Raw genomic sequence first — 21,765 nt, forward strand, 5'->3', positions numbered from 1 at the left:
AGCCTCAACTTCAGCAGCTTATATTAAGCCGGGTTTAATTCAAGCTCTACATTAATTTTGATATCTTCTCCAACAAGCACTCCACCAGTTTCCAATGCTTGGTTCCAAACTAAGCCAAAATCTTTTCGATTTATTTTCGCTTTAGCGGAAAAAGCAACGACTTCTTGACCCCAAGGATTTTTTCCTTTTCCACCATATTCTACTTCAAAGGTAACAGGTTTCGTTACGTCTTTAATAGTTAAATCACCAGTTACAGCATATTCTCCAACATCTGTAGATTCAATAGAGGTAGCTACAAAATGAATACTTGGAAAGTTAGCTGTATCAAAGAAATCTTCAGAGCGTAAATGGTTATCGCGATCTTCATTATTAGTAGTAATCGAGTTCACATCAATGTTGAAACTAATTGCTGCCCCTTTTAAATCATCTGCTGCACCATCTAATTCTGCTGTAAAGCTAGTAAAGCTACCTTTCACTTTTGATACCATCATGTGCTTTACTGAAAAATCAATACTTGAGTGTGCTGCATCTAAATTATACTTTGACATGTTTATTTCCCCCTAATAGCTGTTTTTTAAAAGTATAGTTGAATATCATCTTGGAGCAAGTATGTTTGATTTCAAGATATTAAACAACTTATAAGTTACTTTATGTAAGTAACTATAAAATAATAATGTAATTACGTCAAGTAATTAAATTACTCTATTTTGCAAAAGTTGTTAAAAAGGGCTATAATAGCGCTCATAGAGGTGAATGTATATGAAGGAAATGCCGTTATGTCCCCGTCTTTCAAAAGCGATGGAGTTGATTGGCAAAAGATGGACAGCTTTAATTGTTTATCAATTGTTAGATGGTGCAAAAAGATTTAATGAAATAGAATCATCCCTTCCGATAAGTGGTAGGCTTTTATCAGAACGACTAAAAGAGTTGGAGAAAGAGGGGATAGTCGATCGAAAGGTCTATTCAGAGGTGCCCATACGGGTTGAATATAACTTGACAGATAAAGGCTATGCTCTTAAAGACGTGGTTATGAGTATTGAATTATGGTCTAAAAAATGGCTATAGGAATGACCTTGAAAAAAATGATAGAAGACCGCATACTATGTAAGGTAACACGTTAACGAAGAAAGGATTGTCTTTTTTGAGTAAACAAAAATGGTTTAGTGATTTAACGACACAGTTAGATGAGAAAAACGTAAAAGTAGATGAACTATTAAATATTCACACAATGACAAAGATGGGTGGCATGGCAGATTTATTTGTTACCCCTGAGACTGAAGAAGAAGTTGCTATTGTTGTTCAATATGCTTCCCAAAATGAAATTCCCTTACTGCTTTTAGGGAATGGTTCAAATATGGTAGTGAGAGATGGCGGAGTGAGAGGGATTGTACTTTGCCTAAAGAATTTGAATCGTATAGAAGTGGAAGGGAATCGGGTGTTTGCAGAAAGTGGTGCGGATATCATCCATGTCTCTAGAGCGGCAGCAAAGGCATCGCTTACTGGATTAGAATTTGCCTGTGGTATTCCAGGATCAGTTGGTGGTGCGATGGCCATGAATGCTGGAGCATATGGCGGAGAGGTGAAAGACGTAATCCATACTTGCACGGTGCTGACTCCAGCAGGTGATAAGCTGGTACTTTCCAAGGATGAATTAGAATTGAACTATCGGAAAAGTGTTATTTCAAAAAATGGATATTTTGTATTATCAGCTGAGTTTGAGTTAACGCCTGGAAATCCAGAAGAAATTAAAGCAAAAATGGATGACCTTACTTTCCAAAGAGAGTCTAAGCAACCACTTGAATTTCCCTCTGCAGGTAGTGTATTCAAAAGACCCCCTGGCTATTTTGCTGGGAAGCTAATACAGGATAGTGATTTACAGGGGAAAGGATATGGCGGCGCGGAGGTTTCTACGAAGCATGCCGGATTTATCGTAAATAAAAATAATGCTACTGCTACTGATTATATAAACACTATTAAGATGGTGCAGGAAAAAGTAAAAGAAAACTTCGGAGTAGAACTAGAGCTTGAAGTGAAAATTGTTGGAGAAGACAAGAAATAATAATGTGATGGACCTATGAATACACTTGTATCCATAGGTTTTTTTTTATATGTTGGCCACTGAGGTGGAAGGAAAAGGATATGTTGTGTCGAAGTCTTCTTTGGGAGAAGAAAGGGGAGTTACTGAGGTGAAAAAAAGAAGATGGAAGATAATCGGTTGGACGGTGGGAGGCTTTTTGCTAGTAATTGCTTTAGTGGTTATGGGCTTACATATTTTCTTATCCAATACCAAGCCGATAATAGAGGGAGAAATAGTGTTTACTGGCTTAGAAGAAGATGTAAGCGTCACAAGGGATGATTATGGGGTTCCACATATTAAAGCAAATTCAGATGCAGATTTATATAGAGCACAGGGTTTTGTGCAAGCACAGGATAGACTTTTTCAGATGGATTTAGCCCGACGACAAGCGAGTGGTCAATTATCAGAGGTTGTGGGAGAATCTGCTCTTAGTACAGATAAATTTTTTATTACCTTTGGGTTGAGAGATGCAGCTGAAAAATCATATGAAGGTTATGGAGAAGAAGCAAAAAACGTGTTGAAGTGGTATGCAGAAGGAGTTAACGCTTTTATTGATTTTGCTAAAAAGGAAAAAAAACTTAGTTATGAGTTTAGCCTATTGGAATATGAGCCAACAGAATGGACGCCAATTGATTCACTGACGATTGGGAAGTATATGGCTTATGATTTAGGTGGTAACTGGTCAAGCCTTGCTATTAGACATTGGGCTTTAAATGAGTTTGGTGAAGAAAAGGCGAAAGAGCTATTTATTACTTACCCAGAGAATTCTCCGGCGATAATAGAGGCCAATTTAAATAACCCGGTTCAGGTGAGTGGAGCCTTCGACCCCAGTGTATTGCCAAATGAATTCAATGGAAGTAACAACTGGGTTGTAAGTGGAGAAAAAACAGAAAGTGGGTTGCCTTTACTGGCTGATGATCCTCATTTAGGCTTAAGCACCCCATCTATTTGGTATCAAATGCATTTACAGTCACCGAGTCAGAATGTAAGTGGCGTAATTTTTGCAGGAATACCAGGAATCATTTTAGGGCATAACGAAGAAATTGCTTGGGGAGTGACAAATGTTGGGCCAGATGTTCAAGACCTTTATATAGAGACACCGAACCCTGAAGATAGAACCCAATTTTTATACGAAGGAGAATGGGAACAGGCGGAGGTTCGTCATTACGAAATTAATGTAAAGGATAGTGACCCGGTGCCACTTGAAGTGCTAGATACTCGACATGGTCCAATAATTTCCGACGTAATGTTTAAGAATGAAGAGGCTCCTGCCCTGTTCTCCATGCAATGGACTGCTTTAGAGCCGACATTGGAGCTTCAGGCTATCTTAAAGATGAACAAGTCTACTAACTGGGAAGAGTTTGAAAAAGCTCTAGAGGATTTTCATGCTCCTGCACAAAATTTTGTGTTTGCTTCCAAGGATGGCACTATTGCATACAAGGCTAATGGAAGAATACCAATTCGGAAAACAGGGGAAGGTCAAATTCCTGTTCCTGGAGATAGTGATGAATATGAGTGGATTGGCTATATACCCTATGCAGAGCTTCCTATGACAATTAATCCTGAGGAAGGATTTGTTGCAACAGCAAATAACCAGGTGGTTGATGAGACATACACTTATCATATAACTGATTTCTGGGCACAATCTTATCGATACGAGCGAATTGCGGAAGTACTTGAAGACAATGATTCACTTACAAAAGAGGATATGATGGAGCTTCAAATGGATCAAACGAATTTATACGCTCGGGAATTCTTGGAATCGATGATTAGTTCCTTAGAAAAATCAAATACGGCAGAAGAGTACGATTCCATCATTCAATTGCTTTCTGATTGGAACCAGGTAGACGATAAGGACGCCGCAGCGCCTTTTGTCTTTCATAAATGGATCAGAGCACTTCCTGTTGAGATGTTCTCCGAGCATATGCCAGAGGATGTTTATTCTATGCTTCCTGGAAAAAGCCATCTCACGGATCAGCTGTTGCGAAAAGGCTACGCTGGAGAAAGCAGTGTTTGGCTAGAGGAATACGGAGGTGTCGACTTGTGGGTATCTCAGGCCTTCAAACAGGCTGTAGAAGAAATTAAAAGTGAATATGGTAGCAAAGAAGAAAAATGGAAGTGGGGAGATTATCATCAATTAACTTTCGATCATCCAATCTCTAGTGCATCTCCACTACTAGCATACTTTCTTAATCCGAAGCCAGTGCCGATTGGCGGTTCTGGTATCACGGTACAGGCTGCCGGTTTTGGGGCAGACGGAAGAGTAGATCATGGGGCATCTTGGCGTTTTGTAGCAGACTTATCTGACTTATCGGAGGCTTATCATATCGTAGGTCCTGGTCAAAGTGGTCATATAAAATCTAAATGGTACCATAACCAAGTGACGGACTGGGCAGAAGGAAAGTACCATAATACTAATATCGAAGGTAGCTTGGAGAAAAGCTACGAATTAATGTTAATCGCTGAGTAATTCGTGATTTCTTAAGTGAATATAGTGCAATACAGAAGGAACAGAATTGAATAAGTAAGAAGCAGGGGAGATCCGGTTATACTCCATTTGTTGCGCCAAACAGTGAATTTTCCAACTACTCACTGTTTGGTTTTTTTGTGCTAAAAATTAGAGCAAGCCTTCCTTTGGGTAAAAGAAAAAGAAAAAAACAATCAAATGCCTATTTGAATATATTGTGTTTAGAATAGACTGAATATATAATGAAAGTACAATCAAATGATCATTTGAATGAGGTGGAAAAGTGTATACAAAGGATATGTGTGAGGTTACAACTGTCGATAAAACTGTTTGTGAAGAGGTAAAAAAGCAACTACCTAATCTAACGAGAGTCTCGCAGTTATTTAAGGCGCTTGCAGATGAAACGAGATTGAAGATAGCCTATGCCCTAACAATAGAGGAGGAACTATGTGTATGTGATGTAAGTGAAATAATTGGTTCTTCAACAGCTACTGCTTCTCACCATCTTCGTTTCTTAAGAGATTTATCTTTAGCGAAGTCGAGAAGAAAAGGAAAGCAGATTTTCTATTCCTTAGCAGACCATCATGTAAATGAATTAGTGAAGATTGCATACGAGCATGCAATAGAAGAGGGTGAAGAAAATGGAGACGACAGAGAAGAAAGAGTATAGACTGGAAAATCTTTCGTGCGCAAATTGTGCAATGAAATTTGAAAGAAATATAAAGGCGCTCCCAGAAGTGAAGGATGCATTGGTGAACTTTGGGGCTTCTAAAGTTTCTATTGTAGGTAATGTCACAATAGAAGAAATAGAAGAGGCTGGAGCCTTTGATGGTATTAAGGTAGTGCCTCTAAATCAACGTAAGGTAGAAAGGGCTCCTTTCTTTCAGCAAAAGCATAATGTTTTAACTACAATCTCCTTTCTATTTCTTGTAGTTGGGACGATAACATCTTTTATTTACGCAGAAGACCACCCTGCAGCTATTGTGTTATTCGTTCTTTCTATCATTGTAGGTGGTGCGGAACTATTTAAGGTTGGATTTAGCAATCTGATTAGGTTTGAATTTGATATGAAAACACTTATGACCATCGCTATTATAGGTGCAGCGATAATAGGGGAATGGCGTGAGGGTGCGGTAGTTGTCTTTTTATTCGCGGTAAGTGAAGCGTTAGAGGCGTATTCCCTAAATAAAGCTCGTCAATCTATTAGTGATTTGGTAAATGTTGCTCCTAAGGTGGCAACTGTTCGAAGAAACGGTGAACTGGTGGATTTAGATACCGAATTTATTCAGATAGAGGACATCTTGGTTGTTAAGCCAGGTCAGAAAATCGCTATGGATGGAATTGTCGTGAAGGGATTTTCTACAGTTAATCAGGCTTCTATCACTGGAGAGTCTGTACCGGTGTCTAAAGGGATTGGAGAAGAGGTCTTTGCTGGAACGTTAAATGAAGAAGGATCTTTAGAAGTCAAAGTGACAAAACGAGTAGAAGATACTACGATAGCTAAGATTATTCATCTGGTAGAGGAGGCGCAGGCAGAAAAGGCTCCTTCCCAAAGGTTTGTAGATAAATTTGCAAAATATTATACCCCTCTTATTATTTTCATCGCCTTCCTTGTTGCAATCATTCCTCCATTATTTGGAGCAGAATGGCAGCACTGGATTTACCAAGGGCTTGCGGTGTTGGTGGTAGGCTGCCCTTGTGCATTGGTTGTATCTACCCCTGTGGCGATAGTTACTGCGATAGGGAATGCGGCAAAGCAGGGAGTGCTTATTAAGGGAGGCGCTTATTTAGAGGAAATAGGTAGGCTACAAGCGATTGCTTTTGATAAAACAGGTACTTTAACGAAGGGGTATCCTGAGGTAATGGTTGTAGAGGCAGAGAATTCTCCAGACTTTATTCAAAAGGTGATGTCCATTGAAGCATATTCTCAGCATCCGTTAGCACAGTCTATTGTCCAATATGCTTCCAAAAAAGGGATACATCGACTGGAGGTAGAGGAATTCCACTCGGTTACTGGAAAAGGAGCAGAAGGAACCGTAGAGGGACAGAGATGGTCAATAGGAAGTGTGAGCTGGATTTCTACTCTTTGCGAGCTACCTTCGGAAACAATCCTCACTGTAGAAGAATTACAACGGCAAGGCAACACCGTCATGCTTGCTTCCATGGACGGTCAGTATAAGGGTTATATTGGAGTTGCAGATCCAATAAGGGAATCTAGTCATCACATTTTAGAGAGCCTTGAGCAGGCTGGTATTAAGCATACAGTAATGCTTACTGGAGACGATATACGTACAGCTAATGCAATTGCGAAGAAATTAGGAGTAACAGAAGTAGAGGCAAATCTAATGCCAGAGCAAAAGCTGTCGGCTATTAAACAGCTCAGAGAAAAATTTGGAGCTGTGGCGATGGTAGGGGATGGTGTGAACGATGCTCCAGCACTAGCTGCTGCATCAGTCGGAATCGCGATGGGAGGAGCAGGAACGGATGCTGCTTTGGAGACAGCGGATATTGCTCTCATGGCAGATGATTTAGGAAAACTTCCTTACACAATTCGATTAAGTAGAAAAGCATTGCATATTATTAAAGAAAATATTATGTTTGCATTAGGTTTAAAGATTGTAGCGCTGCTTTTAATTATCCCAGGGTGGTTAACTTTATGGATTGCCATCTTTGCAGATATGGGAGCAACTTTACTAGTAGTACTAAATTCATTAAGATTATTAAAAGTACAAAAGTAAGAGGTTCGGAGGGGTAATAATGAAGCTGACAGAATGGACGATGGAGGAGCAAGAATTGCTAATCCATTTCTTAACAACAAACACTTGGCCTTATCATGGAAATTCCCATCCAGCTAGAGAACTGGTGGAAAAGACTATTGAAGAAGGTGGATACCAATCGGACGAGGTAAAAACCTTTTGGGTGGAGAATGGAGAACAGGAAAAGGTCGGGATTGTTAAGATTTACGATTTGCAGGATGATATTCCCCTTTTCGATCTTCGGATAGCTGATGAAAAAAGAGGGCAAGGCTATGGCCCTCTTGCTTTAAAACTAGTTGCGGAGTATGTATTTCAGTTACCAGAGGAAAAGATAAGATTAGAAGGACATACAAGGCAGGACAATTTTGCCATGAGAAAAACGTTTGAGAGAGCGGGCTTTGTAAAAGAAGCTCAGCTAAGGCAGGCTTGGTTCTCTCCCAAAGAAAACTCTTATTATGATGCAGTAACCTATGGGATGACGAGAGAAGATTTCTTGAAGGGTACATCTACTCCTGTAAATTGGGACGATGATTTCTATGTTCATCCCGTAAAAAGTGGAAGAGAAGATCAATTTCCGGAGATATTTGAAACGGAAAGATTAGTGATAAGAGCTCCTAGAGTAGAAGATGCAGAGGAAGTGTGGAAAGCTATTGTTAATTCCCACGAAGCATTGAAGGAATGGATGCCTTGGGCGCAGACGAAGCAATCTATGGAGCAAACTGTAACAAATCTGCGCCAAGCTGTAGCTGATTTTATTACAAGGACTGATTTGCGCCTTCATTTATACTTGAAGGATACGGGTGAATTTGTAGGTTCCTCTGGTCTTCATAGAATTGACTGGACTGTACGTAAATTTGAAATAGGGTACTGGATTGACAGTAAATTTGAAGGAAAAGGCTATATGACAGAGGCTGTTGAAAGAATTACAGGGTTTGCATTTGAAGAATTGAAGGCTAACCGTGTAGAAATAAGATGCGATAGTGATAATGTAAGAAGCAGGTCAGTTGCTGAAAGGTTATCCTTTCAATTAGAGGGAACACTACGCCATGATTCTCTATCTGCAGATGGGAAAAGTCTACGAGATACTTGCATTTATGCGAAAACAAGATATTAAGTTATATGAAATTTAGAAAGCTTTTATATTATTACCAGGTTCATAAGTGATGATTGTTCCAAACCCTTATACAGAAAAAAACATCATTTTCCTATCGGAAAATGATGTTTTTTCTGACTTACTCTACTGTATCACTAACTTCCAAAAGCTACTTCAGAGTGATCGACGGCCGGTAACTAGTTGAATTACAAAAATAATACCAGCAATTATTAATAATGTGTGAATTATTCCTCCGCCTATGTCTAATAAGAACCCTAATAACCATAGGACGATTAAAATTACAATGACTGTCCATAAAATTTTACCCATTTTACTCTTCCCTTCTTCTTAAAGAATTTTATACGTGCTATTATTATAAAGTTACCCTGACAACTAAGTTACTAAACATGGGAAGATAATTGAAAGAAGAGGCTGAATTGTTAACTAATGTAATGGAGGAAATCGTTCAAGGGATTGTAAGAGTCTTAATGCGAGGACCAGAATATCAAACTTTTTGTAAATGCAGTCAATGTGAAAATGATATTATAGCTCTTAGCCTAAATACGATGCCAGGGCATTACGTGACAACGGAAAAAGGAAGAAGAGCTGTATTCGAACGTATGAATACAAATGAGAATAGAGAATGGATTAATAAACGTATTATCCATTCCATTCATACTGTGGGAAAATACCCGCATCGTCAATGATAGAGGGAGTATCCAGTGGTGATTTAATTGCAAATTACTTAACATAAAACTTCTTAAGTAGTGGGCAATTTGTAGTCTCATATAGAAGAGAACCAATGTTGAAGCTGGGAGAAAGCACTTGCGATTTTTTAGTATTATCTAAAATCGTAAGTGCTTTTCTACTGTTATAGTTGGACCTATTTTTTATTAAGGTACTTTTATAAATTCATCTGAAAAAGTTGAATCATAGGCTATTCATGGACGGGAATAATAGCTCTATTTGAGGTAGTTGTTTTGATGTAGTAAAATGAAGAAAGAAGCAAGAAAGGAAGATTATAATGCCAACACCTAGCATGGAAGATCATATTGAACAAATATACCTCTTAATAGAGCAGAAGGGCTATGCTCGTGTGTCTGACATAGCGGAAGCTTTATCCGTGCTACCATCTTCAGTAACGAAAATGGTTCAAAAATTGGATAAGGACGGCTTTTTGATTTATGAAAAGTATAGAGGATTAACATTAACTGAAAAAGGTTTAAAGCTTGGGAAAAAGCTAGTCAAAAGACATGAGCTATTAGAAGCGTTCCTTCGATTAATCGGTGTCGAGGAAGAAAACATTTATGAAGATGTAGAAGGAATTGAGCATCATTTAAGCTGGAATTCCATCGATCGCATAGCTGATTTAGTAATTATATTAGAAGAAAATCCTTCTCTCCAAGAGAAATTATCAGAGCTTCGTAAGAATCTGTAGCGAAGTTTTGTCATATTTCATGGTAGATGGATAAAATATAAGCTACTATAGATGATCTGAGGAATCTATACATATAAAGCGGAAGACAAGAGGGTCCCCTAAACTTAAGGGGAGTTTTTCTACTTGTTTATAAATCGGATGAATCGGTTATAAGGAAATTAGCATATACTGTGAAAGCGGAAACGGATGTAAGGTAAATTAGATGAAAACAAGAGGTTGGTCAGAAGGAGAGCGGTAATCGTGGCAGAGTTAGCATCAGGAGAGATTATTAAAGCGACAGTACAAAGTCAAGAAGGGTCCAAGTGGGTTCTTTTATATGAAGGTAAGGATATTCCTTTAAACGCATCAGAGGCGCCGGAAGGTCTGCAAGAAGGTGATTTTTTAGAGGTTTTTTTATTTGTAGATAGGAGAGGGAACATAGCTGCTACTACGCAACTGCCCCATATTAGAAAAGGAACCTATGGATGGGCTAGGGTAATTAAAGTGGCAGAACGTGAAGGTGCTTATGTTGATATTGGTACTTCAAGAGAAGTGTTAATAAAAGAGGAGGACCTCCCGAAAATAAAAAAATTATGGCCCCAAACAGGTGACCATCTTTATATGACACTCAGAACGGATAAAAATGGCGAGCTATTTGGACGACTGGTAACAGAGGATCGAGTAGAGGAAATGTATATAGATGCACCAGCTACTCTCCTAAATCAGAATTTAGTGGCTAGACCATACAGATTATTACCAGTAGGCACTTTCTTGTTAAGTGTTCCAGAGCATTATCGGATTTTTGTTCATCAGTCTGAGAGAGAAGAGGAGCCGCGTCTAGGACAAGAAGTAACTGTCCGTATCATCGATACAAAAGAAGATGGAACTTTAAATGGATCCATGCTTCCTAGAAAGCATGAACGCTTAAGCGATGATGCGGAAACAATTTTTAGATACTTAACAGATGTCGGAGGGAAAATGCCTTTTACTGATAAGTCTACCCCTGAGGAGATTCAAGAAATGTTTTCTATGAGTAAGGCTGCTTTTAAAAGAGCCCTTGGTAAGCTTATGAAGGAAGGGAAAATTACCCAAAGTGAAGGCTGGACAACTTTGAAAATGTAATAGTTCACATGGAGTAAAAAGAAGGGATAGTTGTCTCGGAACTTTTTACTCCTTTTTACGTACTAATGGTTGTAACGTATAGAAAGGGGTTACATGGAATGAAAAAAATGACAAGCATATTGTTAATGTTGGCTCTTCTTGTTGGCGTCCTTATTGGGCCAGTAACCACATTAGCCGATTCTGATGGGAAAGCAGCTGCTATTGATGAAAGATTTGGTGCACCAATTGTCGTATATGGTGGTAGTTTAAGTGATTCAGAAAAGAAAAGCGTGAAAGATAGTCTAAAAGTTAATGAAAGTTCTGAGGTTCAGGAAATTATTGTGACAGGACAAGATTTAGCAAAGTATTTACAAGACGGGGATGCTTCTGCTCGTATGTTCTCCTCTGCGAAGATCACTCGTAAAGAAGCAGGTAAAGGGCTAGTGATAGACATCGTTACACCAGACTATATTACTGAGGTTAGCACTGACATGTATGCTAATGCGATGTTGACGGCAGGTATAGAGGACGCAGTTGTTGAGATTGCTGCTCCTAAACCAGTTACAGGCCATTCTGCTTTAGTGGGTATTTATAAGGCATATGAGGTAACTGGAGGAGAATTGGATCCAGAGAGAACGGATGTAGCAAATGATGAGCTATCTGTTGCTACTATCCTTTCAGAGGAGGCTGGAATAGAAGAAGCAAAGGTTAGTGAGCTGTTAACGGAAATTAAAAAACAAATTGCTGAGCAAAACCCAGTTTCCAGAGAAGAAGTAGAAAAAATAGTTAGTGAGCAACTGTCTAACTTAAAAATTGAGCTGTCCGAAAAGGATAGACAGCTATTAGTTGACCTAATGGATCGTATCAGACAGTTAGATATCGATTTTAGTAAATGGTCAGATCAGTTAAATGATTTGAGTAAAACGATTGAAGAGAAGCTGAAGGACCTTAAAGATAATGAAGGCTTTTGGCAAAGTGTAAAAAACTTTTTTACAAATTTAATAGATTCCATCCGTTCCATATTCAATTAGTATTAAAATGAGAGAAAATCAGTTGAAAAGAGCTTAGGACAAAACAATAGAACAGCACTTGCGATTTTATATTTTTGATGAAGTCGTAAGTGCTTTCTTACTTTTAAAATGTGTGGTTCTTCACTGCGTCGGATGCTTTCCGCGGGCGCGGCTCGAAGGCCAACAGGACGTTGGTCAGGAAAACGTTGTCACACGATGTGACGCTTTTAGTTTTCCATCCTTAACCAAAACCTCGCGCTGTTCCCGCAGGAGTCACCGACGATGTTCCGAACCATTAATAGTAACTTCTAATAAATAAATCTTGATAAGAATCTGGTAAAAAGAATGTATAACAAATCTTTAAAAATTGTTTTGTACCATTCTCTTTCACTTAAGAATTCGGTTCTGTCCCAGCCTCTTTCTTCCTTTTCAGCCCCATTACTAGGCTGTTCTGTCATCTCATCATATGTAGAGGATGTATGAAATGCTAGAGACAGACATAAGTTAGAAAGGACCTAAACCTTTAATCTTGTAGATAGATAGTAAATTTGATACAGTAGAGTATATATCTCGAATTCAAGATAAAAGGGGGTTCTTTCTTTGAAGCTTGCAGGAATCCATCATGTTTCAGCCATTACTGCTGATGCTGAGAAAAATCATGATTTCTTTACAAAAATTTTAGGAATGCGGTTGGTGAAAAAAACAGTAAATCAAGATCATACCTCTTCGTATCATCTCTTTTATGCAGATGCAATAGGAACTCCAGGGACGGACATGACTTATTTTGATATCCCGATGGCTGGAAGGACTCGCCCAGGAGTATCTAGTATTAGCGGGACCGGTTTTCGAGTAAAAAGTGAAGAAGCGCTAAGATTCTGGAAAGAACGCTTTAAGCAGTTACAGGTGCCTCATGGAGAAATAGTACAAAAGTTTAATAGAAGTACTCTGACATTTGAGGATTTTGAAGGCTCTAGGTTAATGTTAGTGGTAGACAACGGGAAGGGAATACCTTATGGAACACCTTGGGAAACCATAGATATACCATTAGAATATGCCATAGTTGGTTTGGGCCCAGTTAAACTGACACTGCTTGATGCGGAGCCAACTGAAAACGTTTTAAGACAGGTATTAGGCTTTCGATATGTGGGAAGCTATGCTTCTGAGGTGAAAAATCAACCAGAAATACTGGTATATTCAACTGGTGAGGGTGGTCCTGCTGGAGAAATACATCTGGAAACGAGAAACGATTTACCACGAGAAAGACCTGGAAGAGGAAGTGTTCATCACGTAGCATTTAGAATTCCTTCTATAGATGACTACCCAAAATGGAATGAGCTTTTATTGGAGCAAGGTTTTACTACCTCAGGACTCGTGGACCGATACTATTTTAAGGCGATCTATTTCAGAGAACCCAATGGTATATTATTTGAACTCTCTACGGATCAGCCTGGTTTTGCCACTGATGAGGGATTAGAAAGCTTGGGCACGACCCTTGCCTTGCCCCCATTTTTAGAGCCTCAAAGACCGGAGATAGAGGCTAAGCTACGTCCGTTGTCAATTGACAAATGAGTATGATAAGATGCTAAAAAGGAGAGTGGGATTATGGAATTTCAATATAAAGAGCTTGGGAACGATGTTTATGCTTATCAAGTGATGGAAAATGGAGAAAGACTAGGGGAGATTACTTGGACATTACTGGGTGATGTGATGGTCATGGACCATACCTTTGTGTCGCCTAAGCTAAGAGGTCAAGGGGTAGCAAAAAAACTGTTAGACACAGCTGCAGGGTTTGCTAGAGAGAATAATTATAAAATGGAGCCTGTTTGCTCTTATGTGGTAGACACATTTAACAAATCTGAAGAATATAATGATATAAAAGCATGATAAAAGGCAATCCGCTCTCCTTGAGGGTGGATTGCCCTTTACATTCTTACATAGAAGTAAATAATACCAAAATACCTGTTAATACCGAAGCACCTGCCAATGTATACATAAAATCAGACTGGTTAAAAATTAACTTTTTTTCCATGTCAATCAACCTTTCTTAGTGTTTGATACTTTCTAATTACCCATAGTGTGACAAACTAAAACAAGTTTAATGAAACTTTTGGAGGGAATCTCAAAAATATAGAAACTTTTTCACAATAATGCCGTAGAATTAGAGAATATAAAATATTGGAGGTAGAAATATGTCGAGAACTGGAGAGTTAGCTTTAGGGATTGTAAGTGCAGTTTTTACATTTTTAGGTACTATTTTAACGGTGATTTTTCTTATCGGTGGAAGCAGTGTCTTTACAGACGAGGCTTTCATAGCGGAATTTGAGCAAGAAATATATAATGATCCAACATTGTCTGAAATAGAGGCTCAGGAAACGATAGATATTATGGGTGTCTTTTTCGAAATGTTTACTGTATTGGGTTGGCTGTTGGTCGCTACATTAGTAATTAGTTTAGTGCTTAATATTATCGGAGTTGTTTCTGTATCGAAAAATAAGAAACCGAAGCTTGCAGGAGTAATGTTCATCATAGCAGGAGTGTTTGCAGGAATTTTATCTTTAACTTCTATTCTTTTATATATCGCAGCTATCATGTGCTTTGTTCGCAAACCACCTGTAAGCCCAGAGGAAGAATATTATACGCCAACACAGCCTTTATAATGTAAATAAGACACCAGTCAAAAGACTGGTGTCTTTAATAAATATACATATTTTGAAGTAGAGATTGGATGGTCTTCTAAGTATTCATGAAACTCTTCTAAAAGTTCAAAGCCGAATTCTTCACAGAATAAGCGAGCGTTATGATTGTCACTTTCAATATATACAAATAATTGTTTCCCATTAGTCATTTTAGACAGACCAGCCTCTATAAGCAGCTTTCCAAAACCAAGCTTTTGGTATTCAGGGAGTATGTAAATCGCAGTAAGCTCTGCATCTCCATCTTCGTCTACTCTTGTAAAGCTTGCAAAGCCTATGGGTTTATTATTATATTCAGCCATGAGGAAAATAGATTTTTCCAATTGTTTTGCGAGCATCATGCTAGAATAGGCCTTCTCTAAGATTATATCTTGAACGTAGTCTGGAATAATATGCTTGTAAGTAGCATTCCGACTTACTCTTGCTATTTGTTGGACAATAGAAATATCTTGTAATGTTGTTTGCCTAATCATCTGGAAATCACCTCTTCCAAGCTTTTTGCTATCATAACAAAAAAGATAGAAATCTTCTATAAGTAATTAGGATATTCTAGAAAATAAATACATTTACTCAGGGGGCATATAAATGGGATGGCAAATTAAGCAATTTAATCAGTTAGATCTACACGAATTATATAGCATCTTAAAATTACGGGTGGAAGTTTTTGTTGTAGAGCAGAACTGTCCCTATCCAGAAATAGACGATTATGATCAAGGAGCTATCCATTTAATGTATGTATCGGACAATCAAATAGAAGCTTACTGTAGAATCATTCCCGCTGGAGAAAAATATAGCTTTAGCTCTATTGGTAGAGTAATTGTGAAGGAGGAGGCAAGAGGGAAAGGTCTAGCTCGAGAATTAATGAATAGAGCCATTGAAGAAATAGAAAAACAGTGGGATGTTGAAACTATTCAAATTTGTGCACAAAGTCATTTGCAAAAATTTTACCGTTCTGTTGGCTTTAACACTATTTCAGATGAATTTGATGAGGACGGTATCCCACATGTTTATATGACGCGTGAGAGAGTCAAAAGTGTAGAGTAATATCATATTGGGTATAGATAATAGGAATATAATATAAATAAATGGAGGTTAGTGAAATGGGTAAAAGTAAATCATTATTGTTGGCTGGTCTTGCTGCTGGGGCATATGCATACCTCAGGAAAAAAGAAAACAGGGACAAAGCAATGGAAGCGTTTAATAGCACAAAAGAGAAAGTAAATTCTTATATGGAATCACAAAAACAAGGAAATAAATCAGGCGTAGATAATTCTTGGAATCCTGACTCAACAAATCATCAGGCTAATGAAAAGGTAAACGAAGGGGTCGTTCCAGATGTAAATGCCTATAATGACATTCAAGCGGATGAATATTTAATGAATGAAGAAGTAGTAAATGAATCAGCTTCGGAAAGTGATAAAAAAGTATCTGAGAATTAAGGAAGTTTTATCTCCTTTCTTACGCTTACTTGCTAGGAAGACTCCCAATGATTTCACTGAACGTGAAATCATTGGGAGTTTTTTACGTAAGAAAGATGCGATGTTTTAATGAGCAATATCTTGCCGCCCCAAAAGGACTATGACAGGACAGTCAGAACCATCAAGCACTTCCTGAGGGTGATAAAACGCCAAGTCTTATTTGATTTATTTGCATGAATGGTCGAAGAGGAAATTTCGTTAAAAAGTCATTGTTTGTATATTAGTAATAAATCAATTGTCTATTGTATATCGAAATAATTTAGCAATTTTTTATTAGCTTGAAGTTTGGTAGTAGTATATTTTGGGTATGAGAATTAAACGATTAGAAAAGGGGGTTCCGTAGTGAAGAAAGCAATGGTAATCTATAATCCTTCTTCTGGTAAGGAAGAAGCTCGTAAATACAAGGATAGAACATTAGAGGTTTTACAAAGCATTGGTTATACTACCGTAGAAAAAGAAACCCGTCAAAAGGACGATGCCACAGCATTTGCTGTCTCTGCGTGTAATGAACAGTACGACTTCCTAGTTGCTTTAGGAGGAGATGGCACGATAAGTGAAGTGATAAACGGTCTTGCTCAACAACCATATAGACCATTATTTACGTTCATCCCTCTAGGGACAGTTAATGACTTTGCTCGAGCTGTTGGAATCCCGTTAGAACCATCACTTGCTATTGAAGCTCTAAAAATGGACAATATAGAATATGTAGATATAGGTAAAATTGGAGATAAATACTTCATTAACGTAGTAGCAATCGGAGATATTGCTAGTAATGTCGCTGAAACGACGATTGAACAAAAAACAAAATACGGTTCTTTGGCATATTTAATGTCTGGGGCAAAGGCATTAATTAATCATGAAGAGGTAGAAATGGTCATTCACCATGATCAAGGTGTTTGGAGAGGAAAAACGATACTTGTTTTAGTAGCTTTAACTAATTCTGTAGGAGGATTTAAGAATTTGGTTAATTCTGCTAAAATAAATGATGGTAAGTTACACGTATTTGTTATTAAGCAATCTAGCATAGTATCGCTTGCTCGTCTGGGAGCAAAGTTGGTGCTTGGTAATCTTGGAGAAGATGAGGAAGTGGAGAGTTTTACAACGAAAAGCTTAAGGATAGAAGCGGACAGGGAGCTTTTTTGTAATGTAGATGGAGAACAGGGCTCTTGTACTCCATTTGACATAGAAGTTTATACAAAATATCTTAAAATGCTCATCCCTAAAGTAATAAAACATTAATATTTCTAGTTTTTTTCTAGAAAATGTTATAAAATGATTCTACATTCCTATGATTAAATGAATACGAAAGAACTAATTTAAATAGAATGGAAGATGAGGTTTTTATGAATAGCGCAGATAAAATTTTCTTAGATTACTTTACAAAAGCCTATGCCAAAGAGATGGGAATCACCAATAGAGTCGATGGTTTGGATAGATTTTTTGAACTAGAAAAAAAGTTGTTTCTAGATATGTATTCATTTGAGATAGAAAAAGCAAAAAAGGTTCTAAGAGAAATGATTGATTTAATGATTGCAATCAATCCCAAACAAATGATTCACAACGTAAAGAATTATTATGTTCAATTATCTGCTATCATGGCAAGAAAACTCTACGAGAGTCAGGTGCCAGTAGACAAGGTACTATCTTTTAATAGTGCAAGTGTAGAAATTATCGAAAATAAAATGAGTGATGCACAGTTTCTTCAATGTGCGGATGAGCTAGTAGAGTTTTTTGTTACTGTCATTACAGAAAGGAAAAAGCCTTCCTTTGGGCACCAGACGGTAAACAAAGTCATCATCTTTATTAATGATGAAATTGAAACAAACTTAACGGTAGAAGACATTGCTAAGCAATTTAATATTAGTACTAGTCACCTTTCTCGTATTTTTAGAGAGCATACAGGAGTGACATTAGTAGAATACTTAAATATACGTAAAGTAGAAGAGTGTCAGTATTTCTTGCGACACACTAATAAACCGATATCAGACATTTCCAATTCGTTTCATTTCTGTAATCAGAGTTATTTCACAAGAATCTTCAAAAAGTATACTGGCTTAACGCCGAAACAATTTAGAGATCATCATGAGCATCCAACTTTCAAATATAGTTTCCCGAAAGAGCCGCAAGTACAAGAAGACTGAGTAATATTTGATAAATAGCTTGATAGAGGGTATACTCGTTATAGTTTGAAAAATGAAGGTGAATTGATTGAAAAAGAAAATTAGCTTATTGTCTATTCTAGTCTTCGCTACCCTAGTACTAAGTGGTTGCTCTGGAGTAGAAAACAAAGAAGGAACTTTCTACAATATTTTTGTTCGTCCCTTTGAGTTTCTAATTGAGTTTTTTGGTGATATCTTTAATGGAAGCTATGGATTGGCTATTATAGCAATTACTATTCTAATCCGTTTAATCCTTATGCCTTTAATGCTAAAGAATTATAAAACACAGCAAGGCATGAAAGTGAAAATGGACAAGTTAAAGCCAGAGATGAATGAAATCCAAAAGAAATTAAAAGCTGCTAAGACGAAAGAAGAACAAATGGCCTTACAGCAAGAGATGATGGCGCTCTATCGAAAGCATGATGTCAATCCATTGAATATGGGTTGCTTACCTTTGCTGATTCAAATGCCCGTTATCATGGGATTGTATTTTGCAATTCTCTATTCAGCAGATATTAAAACACATGAGTTCCTTTGGTTTAACTTAGGTTCTCCAGATGTAATCATGACCCTTATTGCAGGTGCAGTTTACTTCGTGCAAGCAAAAGTATCGTTATGGACAGTGCCAGAGGAACAGAAGCAACAAATGAAACTCATGGTCTATATTTCTCCAATTATGATAATGTTCATTTCCTTTAGCTCCATGGCCGCTTTACCGCTATATTGGGCAGTGGGTGGTATATTACTAATATTCCAAACATATTTAGGAAGAAAGTTCTACTCTAATCACCCTGAAAAAGCAGAAGAATCTGTATCATAATAAGAAACGGGGCTCCGGTAGCCTCGTTTTTTATTTGCAGCATAAAAAAGATTTCTTGCTGTAAATCAAAGGACTTTATGAAAAGCCACAAAAAAGGCGGGCCAACTAAAGGGGAATAGGACACTACTTTCCTATTGAAAATAAAATTGATTTTTCCTAATGAGGTGGAAGGAATGAAGAATAAAAATTTACTGTTTGGCATATTGATTGGTATTTCGGGTATTGGGACTCTTTACTTCACTATAAAAGGAAATTTGAATATTGCCATTGTATTTATGACTGCAATTTTTGCTTTGAGCAATACATACCGAGCGATTAGCTTTAAAGAAAAAGGTTTTGAAAGAGAAGCGAAGTGGATGAAGAACATGGCTGTTTTATTCGCTGTTTTATTTCTAATCGTATTAGGAATTAGTATCTTTTAATTCTAAGAAAGAAGACTACCTCGTGGTCAGCTTCGAGCTGCATCCAAAAGAGGTAGTCTTTTTTTAGTAGTTATATATTTTTCTTGTGGTAAAAATAATCAGGATGGCCGGGATTGTACATGCTACCATTCCTAAAAATGCAAGTCTTGGTTCTATGTCATATAAGTAACCACCAACGAAAGTTAGAGCTGCGCTACTTAAACTCATAGATAAAGCTGCATAAATACCTTGAGCGGCTGGAATATAGCGTTTTTCTAGTTTGTGTGAGATGTACTGTATAAATGCATAATGGGCGATTCCGAAGGTGACGGCATGTAAGGTCTGTAATAAGATGAAGACCCATACGGACGGAAACAAATAAATGAATAACCAACGAATAGTAGCACCAATCCCTGCTATGAGAAACATAGAAGAAACTTTTGCTTTGGAGAAAAATCTGTCTGCCATTAAAAAGAAAACAATCTCTAGTACTATCGCCACATTTAAAATCATTCCTATGTATAAGCTATCCACACCAATATCCTGCAGATAAATAAAAGCGTAATTGTTATAAGAAGCGTGTGATCCTTGCAAAAGGACGGTTAAAAGTAAAATCACGATAAACTGCTTAGAAGTAAATAATCCTTTTAGCACGTCCTTGTCTCTCTTGGTAGTTACATTTGGCTTCTCTGTGAGAACGCTGGGTGTCGGCTTAGAAAAGCTGAACATAATGATGGCGAGGGCACAAAGCATGGTCCATAAAATGGCTTCTTCTCCCCATATTTCTGTAGCAAATCCCATAAACAGTACAGCCACCATAAATCCTGCAGAGCCAAAGGAACGACTTTTTCCATAATGGATTTTGTCCCTTTGCATTAAAAGGGAGGCGCTACTTTCCATTGCAGGTAACAGGTTTGGATAAATTAAGCTAAACAATATTGTTATAATCAATAATGCGGTGAAATCACTAAATGGAACGTAGAACATGACGGATAGAAAGGATAGCAATGCAGTTATCCTTAAAACTAGTTGAACGCTAAATCTATTAGTGGCACTTGGGAAAAGCACAAAGGTAGAAAACGCTCTTGCTACCATGCCTGCACTCATTATAATACTAGCTGAGGTAACACTTAAACCTTTGACATTAGTTAAGTATCCAGTCCAATAAGGCATAAAAATACCCCAAGTAAAAAAGAATGCAAAAAAATTAACGGATAACCATTTCTGAGATTTCATGCTGGTTCACTCTTCCTATTGATTCATTCATTCCATTATAATAGATTTTGATATGAATAGGGGATTAGTTAAATAAAAAATGTTAAACTAGTACTATCGTATATTTTAGAAAGAAGGATTTTACCATGCAATCAAGATTCAATTCCTTACATGGGAAAAAGAAAAAGAAATGGCCAAAAATACTATTTGGTTCTCTGGCAGGAATACTAGTTTCTATTGTTGTAGTTTGGATTGCAATCCATGATTGGGATATAAATAGGAGTATAAATGCATTGGAAATTCAGTTGAACCAGGGGGATATATTGGAAGAGGTTATAGAGCATGAAAATCAGGAAGAAACTCCTGAGCTAGAAGAAGAACCAAAGGAACAAGATATAAACAAGGACACGCCCATTGTAGAAAAGCCGGTGGAGGAAGAAATAGATCTGTCAGGCTCAAAGGGCTACGAGGGTAATGAAGAATTACCAAAAGAACCTACTTATGTAGAAGGCATCATTATCGCAAGTAAGAAATATCCGCTTCCAGCTGATTATGCTCCCGGTGAGAGTAAAGAAGCAAGAGAAGCCTTCCAAGCGATGGCTGCCGAAGCGAAGCTAGCTGGCTTTGAGCTTGTAGCCTTTAGTACGTATCGTTCCTTTGATTATCAAACACAGCTTTACGAACGGTATGTGAATAATGATGGTCAGGAGGCAGCTGATCGTTATAGTGCACGACCAGGATACTCTGAACACCAAACAGGCCTAGCTTTTGATATAGGGGAGCAGCATTTTGAACAGCATTTTGCTCGGGAAAGCTTTGGAACTACAGAGGCAGGTAAATGGGTGGCAAGTCATGCTCATAAATATGGCTTTATCATGCGTTATCCCCAGGGGAAAGAGAAAATAACAGGGTATATGTATGAACCTTGGCATTTCCGTTATGTAGGGACAGAGTATGCAACGAAGATTTATGAGTTAAATACAACTTTAGAAGAGTATTTTGACTTGTAAGAAATCTAATCCTAGCAGTTGAACCGAAAGATACTGATCCATGCAATTACATGAAAAAAGGGAAAAGC

24 protein-coding genes are annotated in these 21,765 nt (G+C 37.7%); 20 read left to right on the forward strand and 4 right to left on the reverse strand.

Annotation, left to right across the window (positions count from 1 at the left end):
- Positions 1-23: 23 nt before the first annotated feature.
- Positions 24-548, reverse strand: coding sequence for a YceI family protein (locus AC1ECF_RS10610; protein WP_480389389.1), 525 nt, complete (start codon positions 546-548; stop codon positions 24-26).
- Between the two features lie 211 nt (positions 549-759).
- Here AC1ECF_RS10610 and AC1ECF_RS10615 point away from each other — a divergent pair, with 211 nt between their 5' ends.
- The 6 genes from AC1ECF_RS10615 to AC1ECF_RS10640 all read left to right on the forward strand — a co-directional run bounded on the left by AC1ECF_RS10615 (position 760) and on the right by AC1ECF_RS10640 (position 8,414).
- Complete coding sequence (locus AC1ECF_RS10615) at positions 760-1,065, forward strand: winged helix-turn-helix transcriptional regulator (RefSeq protein ID WP_480389390.1); 306 nt, start codon at positions 760-762, stop codon at positions 1,063-1,065.
- 76 nt (positions 1,066-1,141) lie between these two features.
- On the forward strand, positions 1,142-2,059 hold the full coding sequence (murB, locus tag AC1ECF_RS10620; protein WP_480389391.1) for a UDP-N-acetylmuramate dehydrogenase: 918 nt from the start codon (positions 1,142-1,144) through the stop codon (positions 2,057-2,059).
- A gap of 127 nt (positions 2,060-2,186) precedes the next feature.
- Positions 2,187-4,547: a penicillin acylase family protein gene (locus AC1ECF_RS10625; protein ID WP_480389392.1), complete on the forward strand. Its 2,361-nt coding sequence runs from the start codon at positions 2,187-2,189 to the stop codon at positions 4,545-4,547.
- 295 nt (positions 4,548-4,842) lie between these two features.
- Positions 4,843-5,214 carry an ArsR/SmtB family transcription factor gene (locus tag AC1ECF_RS10630; protein WP_480389451.1) on the forward strand — a complete coding sequence of 124 codons (372 nt, stop codon included), beginning with the start codon at positions 4,843-4,845 and terminating at the stop codon, positions 5,212-5,214.
- A complete protein-coding gene (locus tag AC1ECF_RS10635) occupies positions 5,186-7,282 on the forward strand; it encodes a heavy metal translocating P-type ATPase (RefSeq protein WP_480389393.1) in 2,097 nt (698 codons plus the stop codon). Before AC1ECF_RS10630 ends, AC1ECF_RS10635 begins: the two co-directional genes overlap by 29 nt.
- Positions 7,283-7,301: 19 nt before the next feature.
- Positions 7,302-8,414 (forward strand): GNAT family N-acetyltransferase, encoded by a 1,113-nt coding sequence (locus AC1ECF_RS10640; protein ID WP_480389394.1) that lies wholly within the window; start codon positions 7,302-7,304, stop codon positions 8,412-8,414.
- A 153-nt stretch (positions 8,415-8,567) separates the two neighbouring features.
- Here the strand turns inward: AC1ECF_RS10640 and AC1ECF_RS10645 are convergent, their stop codons facing one another.
- Positions 8,568-8,723, reverse strand: a complete 156-nt coding sequence (locus tag AC1ECF_RS10645) for a lmo0937 family membrane protein (RefSeq protein ID WP_480389395.1) — start codon at positions 8,721-8,723, stop codon at positions 8,568-8,570.
- A 107-nt stretch (positions 8,724-8,830) separates the two neighbouring features.
- On the opposite strand from AC1ECF_RS10645, the gene AC1ECF_RS10650 reads away from it, so the two are divergent.
- From AC1ECF_RS10650 to AC1ECF_RS10680, 7 genes are all read left to right on the forward strand, one after another.
- On the forward strand, positions 8,831-9,100 hold the full coding sequence (locus AC1ECF_RS10650) for a late competence development ComFB family protein (protein WP_480389396.1): 270 nt from the start codon (positions 8,831-8,833) through the stop codon (positions 9,098-9,100).
- A gap of 317 nt (positions 9,101-9,417) precedes the next feature.
- Complete coding sequence (gene mntR / locus AC1ECF_RS10655; RefSeq protein ID WP_480389397.1) at positions 9,418-9,831, forward strand: transcriptional regulator MntR; 414 nt, start codon at positions 9,418-9,420, stop codon at positions 9,829-9,831.
- A gap of 240 nt (positions 9,832-10,071) precedes the next feature.
- Positions 10,072-10,932 (forward strand): CvfB family protein, encoded by an 861-nt coding sequence (locus AC1ECF_RS10660; protein WP_480389398.1) that lies wholly within the window; start codon positions 10,072-10,074, stop codon positions 10,930-10,932.
- 98 nt (positions 10,933-11,030) lie between these two features.
- Positions 11,031-11,942: a DUF1002 domain-containing protein gene (locus AC1ECF_RS10665; RefSeq protein WP_480389399.1), complete on the forward strand. Its 912-nt coding sequence runs from the start codon at positions 11,031-11,033 to the stop codon at positions 11,940-11,942.
- Positions 11,943-12,521: 579 nt separating this feature from the next.
- The gene (locus AC1ECF_RS10670; protein WP_480389400.1) at positions 12,522-13,490 is read left to right on the forward strand and encodes a ring-cleaving dioxygenase; all 969 of its coding nucleotides are present in this window, start codon (positions 12,522-12,524) and stop codon (positions 13,488-13,490) included.
- 33 nt (positions 13,491-13,523) lie between these two features.
- Positions 13,524-13,805 carry a GNAT family N-acetyltransferase gene (locus AC1ECF_RS10675; protein WP_480389401.1) on the forward strand — a complete coding sequence of 94 codons (282 nt, stop codon included), beginning with the start codon at positions 13,524-13,526 and terminating at the stop codon, positions 13,803-13,805.
- Positions 13,806-14,110: 305 nt separating this feature from the next.
- Positions 14,111-14,578 carry a DUF4064 domain-containing protein gene (locus AC1ECF_RS10680; protein ID WP_480389402.1) on the forward strand — a complete coding sequence of 156 codons (468 nt, stop codon included), beginning with the start codon at positions 14,111-14,113 and terminating at the stop codon, positions 14,576-14,578.
- Positions 14,579-14,595: 17 nt separating this feature from the next.
- On the opposite strand, the gene AC1ECF_RS10685 is transcribed toward AC1ECF_RS10680, so the two are convergent.
- Positions 14,596-15,087: a GNAT family N-acetyltransferase gene (locus AC1ECF_RS10685; RefSeq protein WP_480389403.1), complete on the reverse strand. Its 492-nt coding sequence runs from the start codon at positions 15,085-15,087 to the stop codon at positions 14,596-14,598.
- Between the two features lie 112 nt (positions 15,088-15,199).
- On the opposite strand from AC1ECF_RS10685, the gene AC1ECF_RS10690 reads away from it, so the two are divergent.
- The 6 genes from AC1ECF_RS10690 (at position 15,200) to AC1ECF_RS10715 (ending at position 19,493) form a co-directional block, all read left to right on the forward strand.
- Positions 15,200-15,658, forward strand: coding sequence for a GNAT family N-acetyltransferase (locus tag AC1ECF_RS10690; protein ID WP_480389404.1), 459 nt, complete (start codon positions 15,200-15,202; stop codon positions 15,656-15,658).
- A 56-nt stretch (positions 15,659-15,714) separates the two neighbouring features.
- Positions 15,715-16,053: a hypothetical protein gene (locus AC1ECF_RS10695; RefSeq protein WP_480389405.1), complete on the forward strand. Its 339-nt coding sequence runs from the start codon at positions 15,715-15,717 to the stop codon at positions 16,051-16,053.
- Between the two features lie 381 nt (positions 16,054-16,434).
- Complete coding sequence (locus tag AC1ECF_RS10700; RefSeq protein ID WP_480389406.1) at positions 16,435-17,331, forward strand: diacylglycerol/lipid kinase family protein; 897 nt, start codon at positions 16,435-16,437, stop codon at positions 17,329-17,331.
- Positions 17,332-17,435: 104 nt separating this feature from the next.
- Positions 17,436-18,233 (forward strand): AraC family transcriptional regulator, encoded by a 798-nt coding sequence (locus AC1ECF_RS10705; protein WP_480389407.1) that lies wholly within the window; start codon positions 17,436-17,438, stop codon positions 18,231-18,233.
- 67 nt (positions 18,234-18,300) lie between these two features.
- The gene (gene yidC, locus AC1ECF_RS10710) at positions 18,301-19,071 is read left to right on the forward strand and encodes a membrane protein insertase YidC (protein WP_480389408.1); all 771 of its coding nucleotides are present in this window, start codon (positions 18,301-18,303) and stop codon (positions 19,069-19,071) included.
- Between the two features lie 173 nt (positions 19,072-19,244).
- Complete coding sequence (locus AC1ECF_RS10715; RefSeq protein ID WP_480389409.1) at positions 19,245-19,493, forward strand: hypothetical protein; 249 nt, start codon at positions 19,245-19,247, stop codon at positions 19,491-19,493.
- A 63-nt stretch (positions 19,494-19,556) separates the two neighbouring features.
- Here the strand turns inward: AC1ECF_RS10715 and AC1ECF_RS10720 are convergent, their stop codons facing one another.
- Positions 19,557-20,708, reverse strand: a complete 1,152-nt coding sequence (locus AC1ECF_RS10720) for an MFS transporter (protein ID WP_480389410.1) — start codon at positions 20,706-20,708, stop codon at positions 19,557-19,559.
- Between the two features lie 125 nt (positions 20,709-20,833).
- Between AC1ECF_RS10720 and AC1ECF_RS10725 the strand changes: the two genes are divergently transcribed.
- Entirely contained in the window at positions 20,834-21,697 is an 864-nt protein-coding gene (locus tag AC1ECF_RS10725; protein WP_480389411.1) for a M15 family metallopeptidase, read from the forward strand.
- Positions 21,698-21,765: the final 68 nt, after the last annotated feature.

The sequence above is a fragment of the Psychrobacillus sp. Z3-81 genome (genome assembly GCF_056620325.1).

What these genes read in the sequence shown, in the direction of transcription:
- AC1ECF_RS10610 (WP_480389389.1), bottom strand. Translation starts at nt 548, where the DNA reads ATGTCAAAGTATAATTTAGATGCAGCACACTCAAGTATTGATTTTTCA.
- AC1ECF_RS10615 (WP_480389390.1), top strand. Translation starts at nt 760, where the DNA reads ATGAAGGAAATGCCGTTATGTCCCCGTCTTTCAAAAGCGATGGAGTTG.
- AC1ECF_RS10630 (WP_480389451.1), top strand. Translation starts at nt 4,843, where the DNA reads ATGTGTGAGGTTACAACTGTCGATAAAACTGTTTGTGAAGAGGTAAAA.
- AC1ECF_RS10635 (WP_480389393.1), top strand. Translation starts at nt 5,186, where the DNA reads ATGGAGACGACAGAGAAGAAAGAGTATAGACTGGAAAATCTTTCGTGC.
- AC1ECF_RS10640 (WP_480389394.1), top strand. Translation starts at nt 7,302, where the DNA reads ATGAAGCTGACAGAATGGACGATGGAGGAGCAAGAATTGCTAATCCAT.
- AC1ECF_RS10645 (WP_480389395.1), bottom strand. Translation starts at nt 8,723, where the DNA reads ATGGGTAAAATTTTATGGACAGTCATTGTAATTTTAATCGTCCTATGG.
- mntR (WP_480389397.1), top strand. Translation starts at nt 9,418, where the DNA reads ATGCCAACACCTAGCATGGAAGATCATATTGAACAAATATACCTCTTA.
- AC1ECF_RS10665 (WP_480389399.1), top strand. Translation starts at nt 11,031, where the DNA reads ATGAAAAAAATGACAAGCATATTGTTAATGTTGGCTCTTCTTGTTGGC.
- AC1ECF_RS10675 (WP_480389401.1), top strand. Translation starts at nt 13,524, where the DNA reads ATGGAATTTCAATATAAAGAGCTTGGGAACGATGTTTATGCTTATCAA.
- AC1ECF_RS10680 (WP_480389402.1), top strand. Translation starts at nt 14,111, where the DNA reads ATGTCGAGAACTGGAGAGTTAGCTTTAGGGATTGTAAGTGCAGTTTTT.
- AC1ECF_RS10685 (WP_480389403.1), bottom strand. Translation starts at nt 15,087, where the DNA reads ATGATTAGGCAAACAACATTACAAGATATTTCTATTGTCCAACAAATA.
- AC1ECF_RS10690 (WP_480389404.1), top strand. Translation starts at nt 15,200, where the DNA reads ATGGGATGGCAAATTAAGCAATTTAATCAGTTAGATCTACACGAATTA.
- AC1ECF_RS10695 (WP_480389405.1), top strand. Translation starts at nt 15,715, where the DNA reads ATGGGTAAAAGTAAATCATTATTGTTGGCTGGTCTTGCTGCTGGGGCA.
- AC1ECF_RS10705 (WP_480389407.1), top strand. Translation starts at nt 17,436, where the DNA reads ATGAATAGCGCAGATAAAATTTTCTTAGATTACTTTACAAAAGCCTAT.
- AC1ECF_RS10715 (WP_480389409.1), top strand. Translation starts at nt 19,245, where the DNA reads ATGAAGAATAAAAATTTACTGTTTGGCATATTGATTGGTATTTCGGGT.
- AC1ECF_RS10720 (WP_480389410.1), bottom strand. Translation starts at nt 20,708, where the DNA reads ATGAAATCTCAGAAATGGTTATCCGTTAATTTTTTTGCATTCTTTTTT.
- AC1ECF_RS10725 (WP_480389411.1), top strand. Translation starts at nt 20,834, where the DNA reads ATGCAATCAAGATTCAATTCCTTACATGGGAAAAAGAAAAAGAAATGG.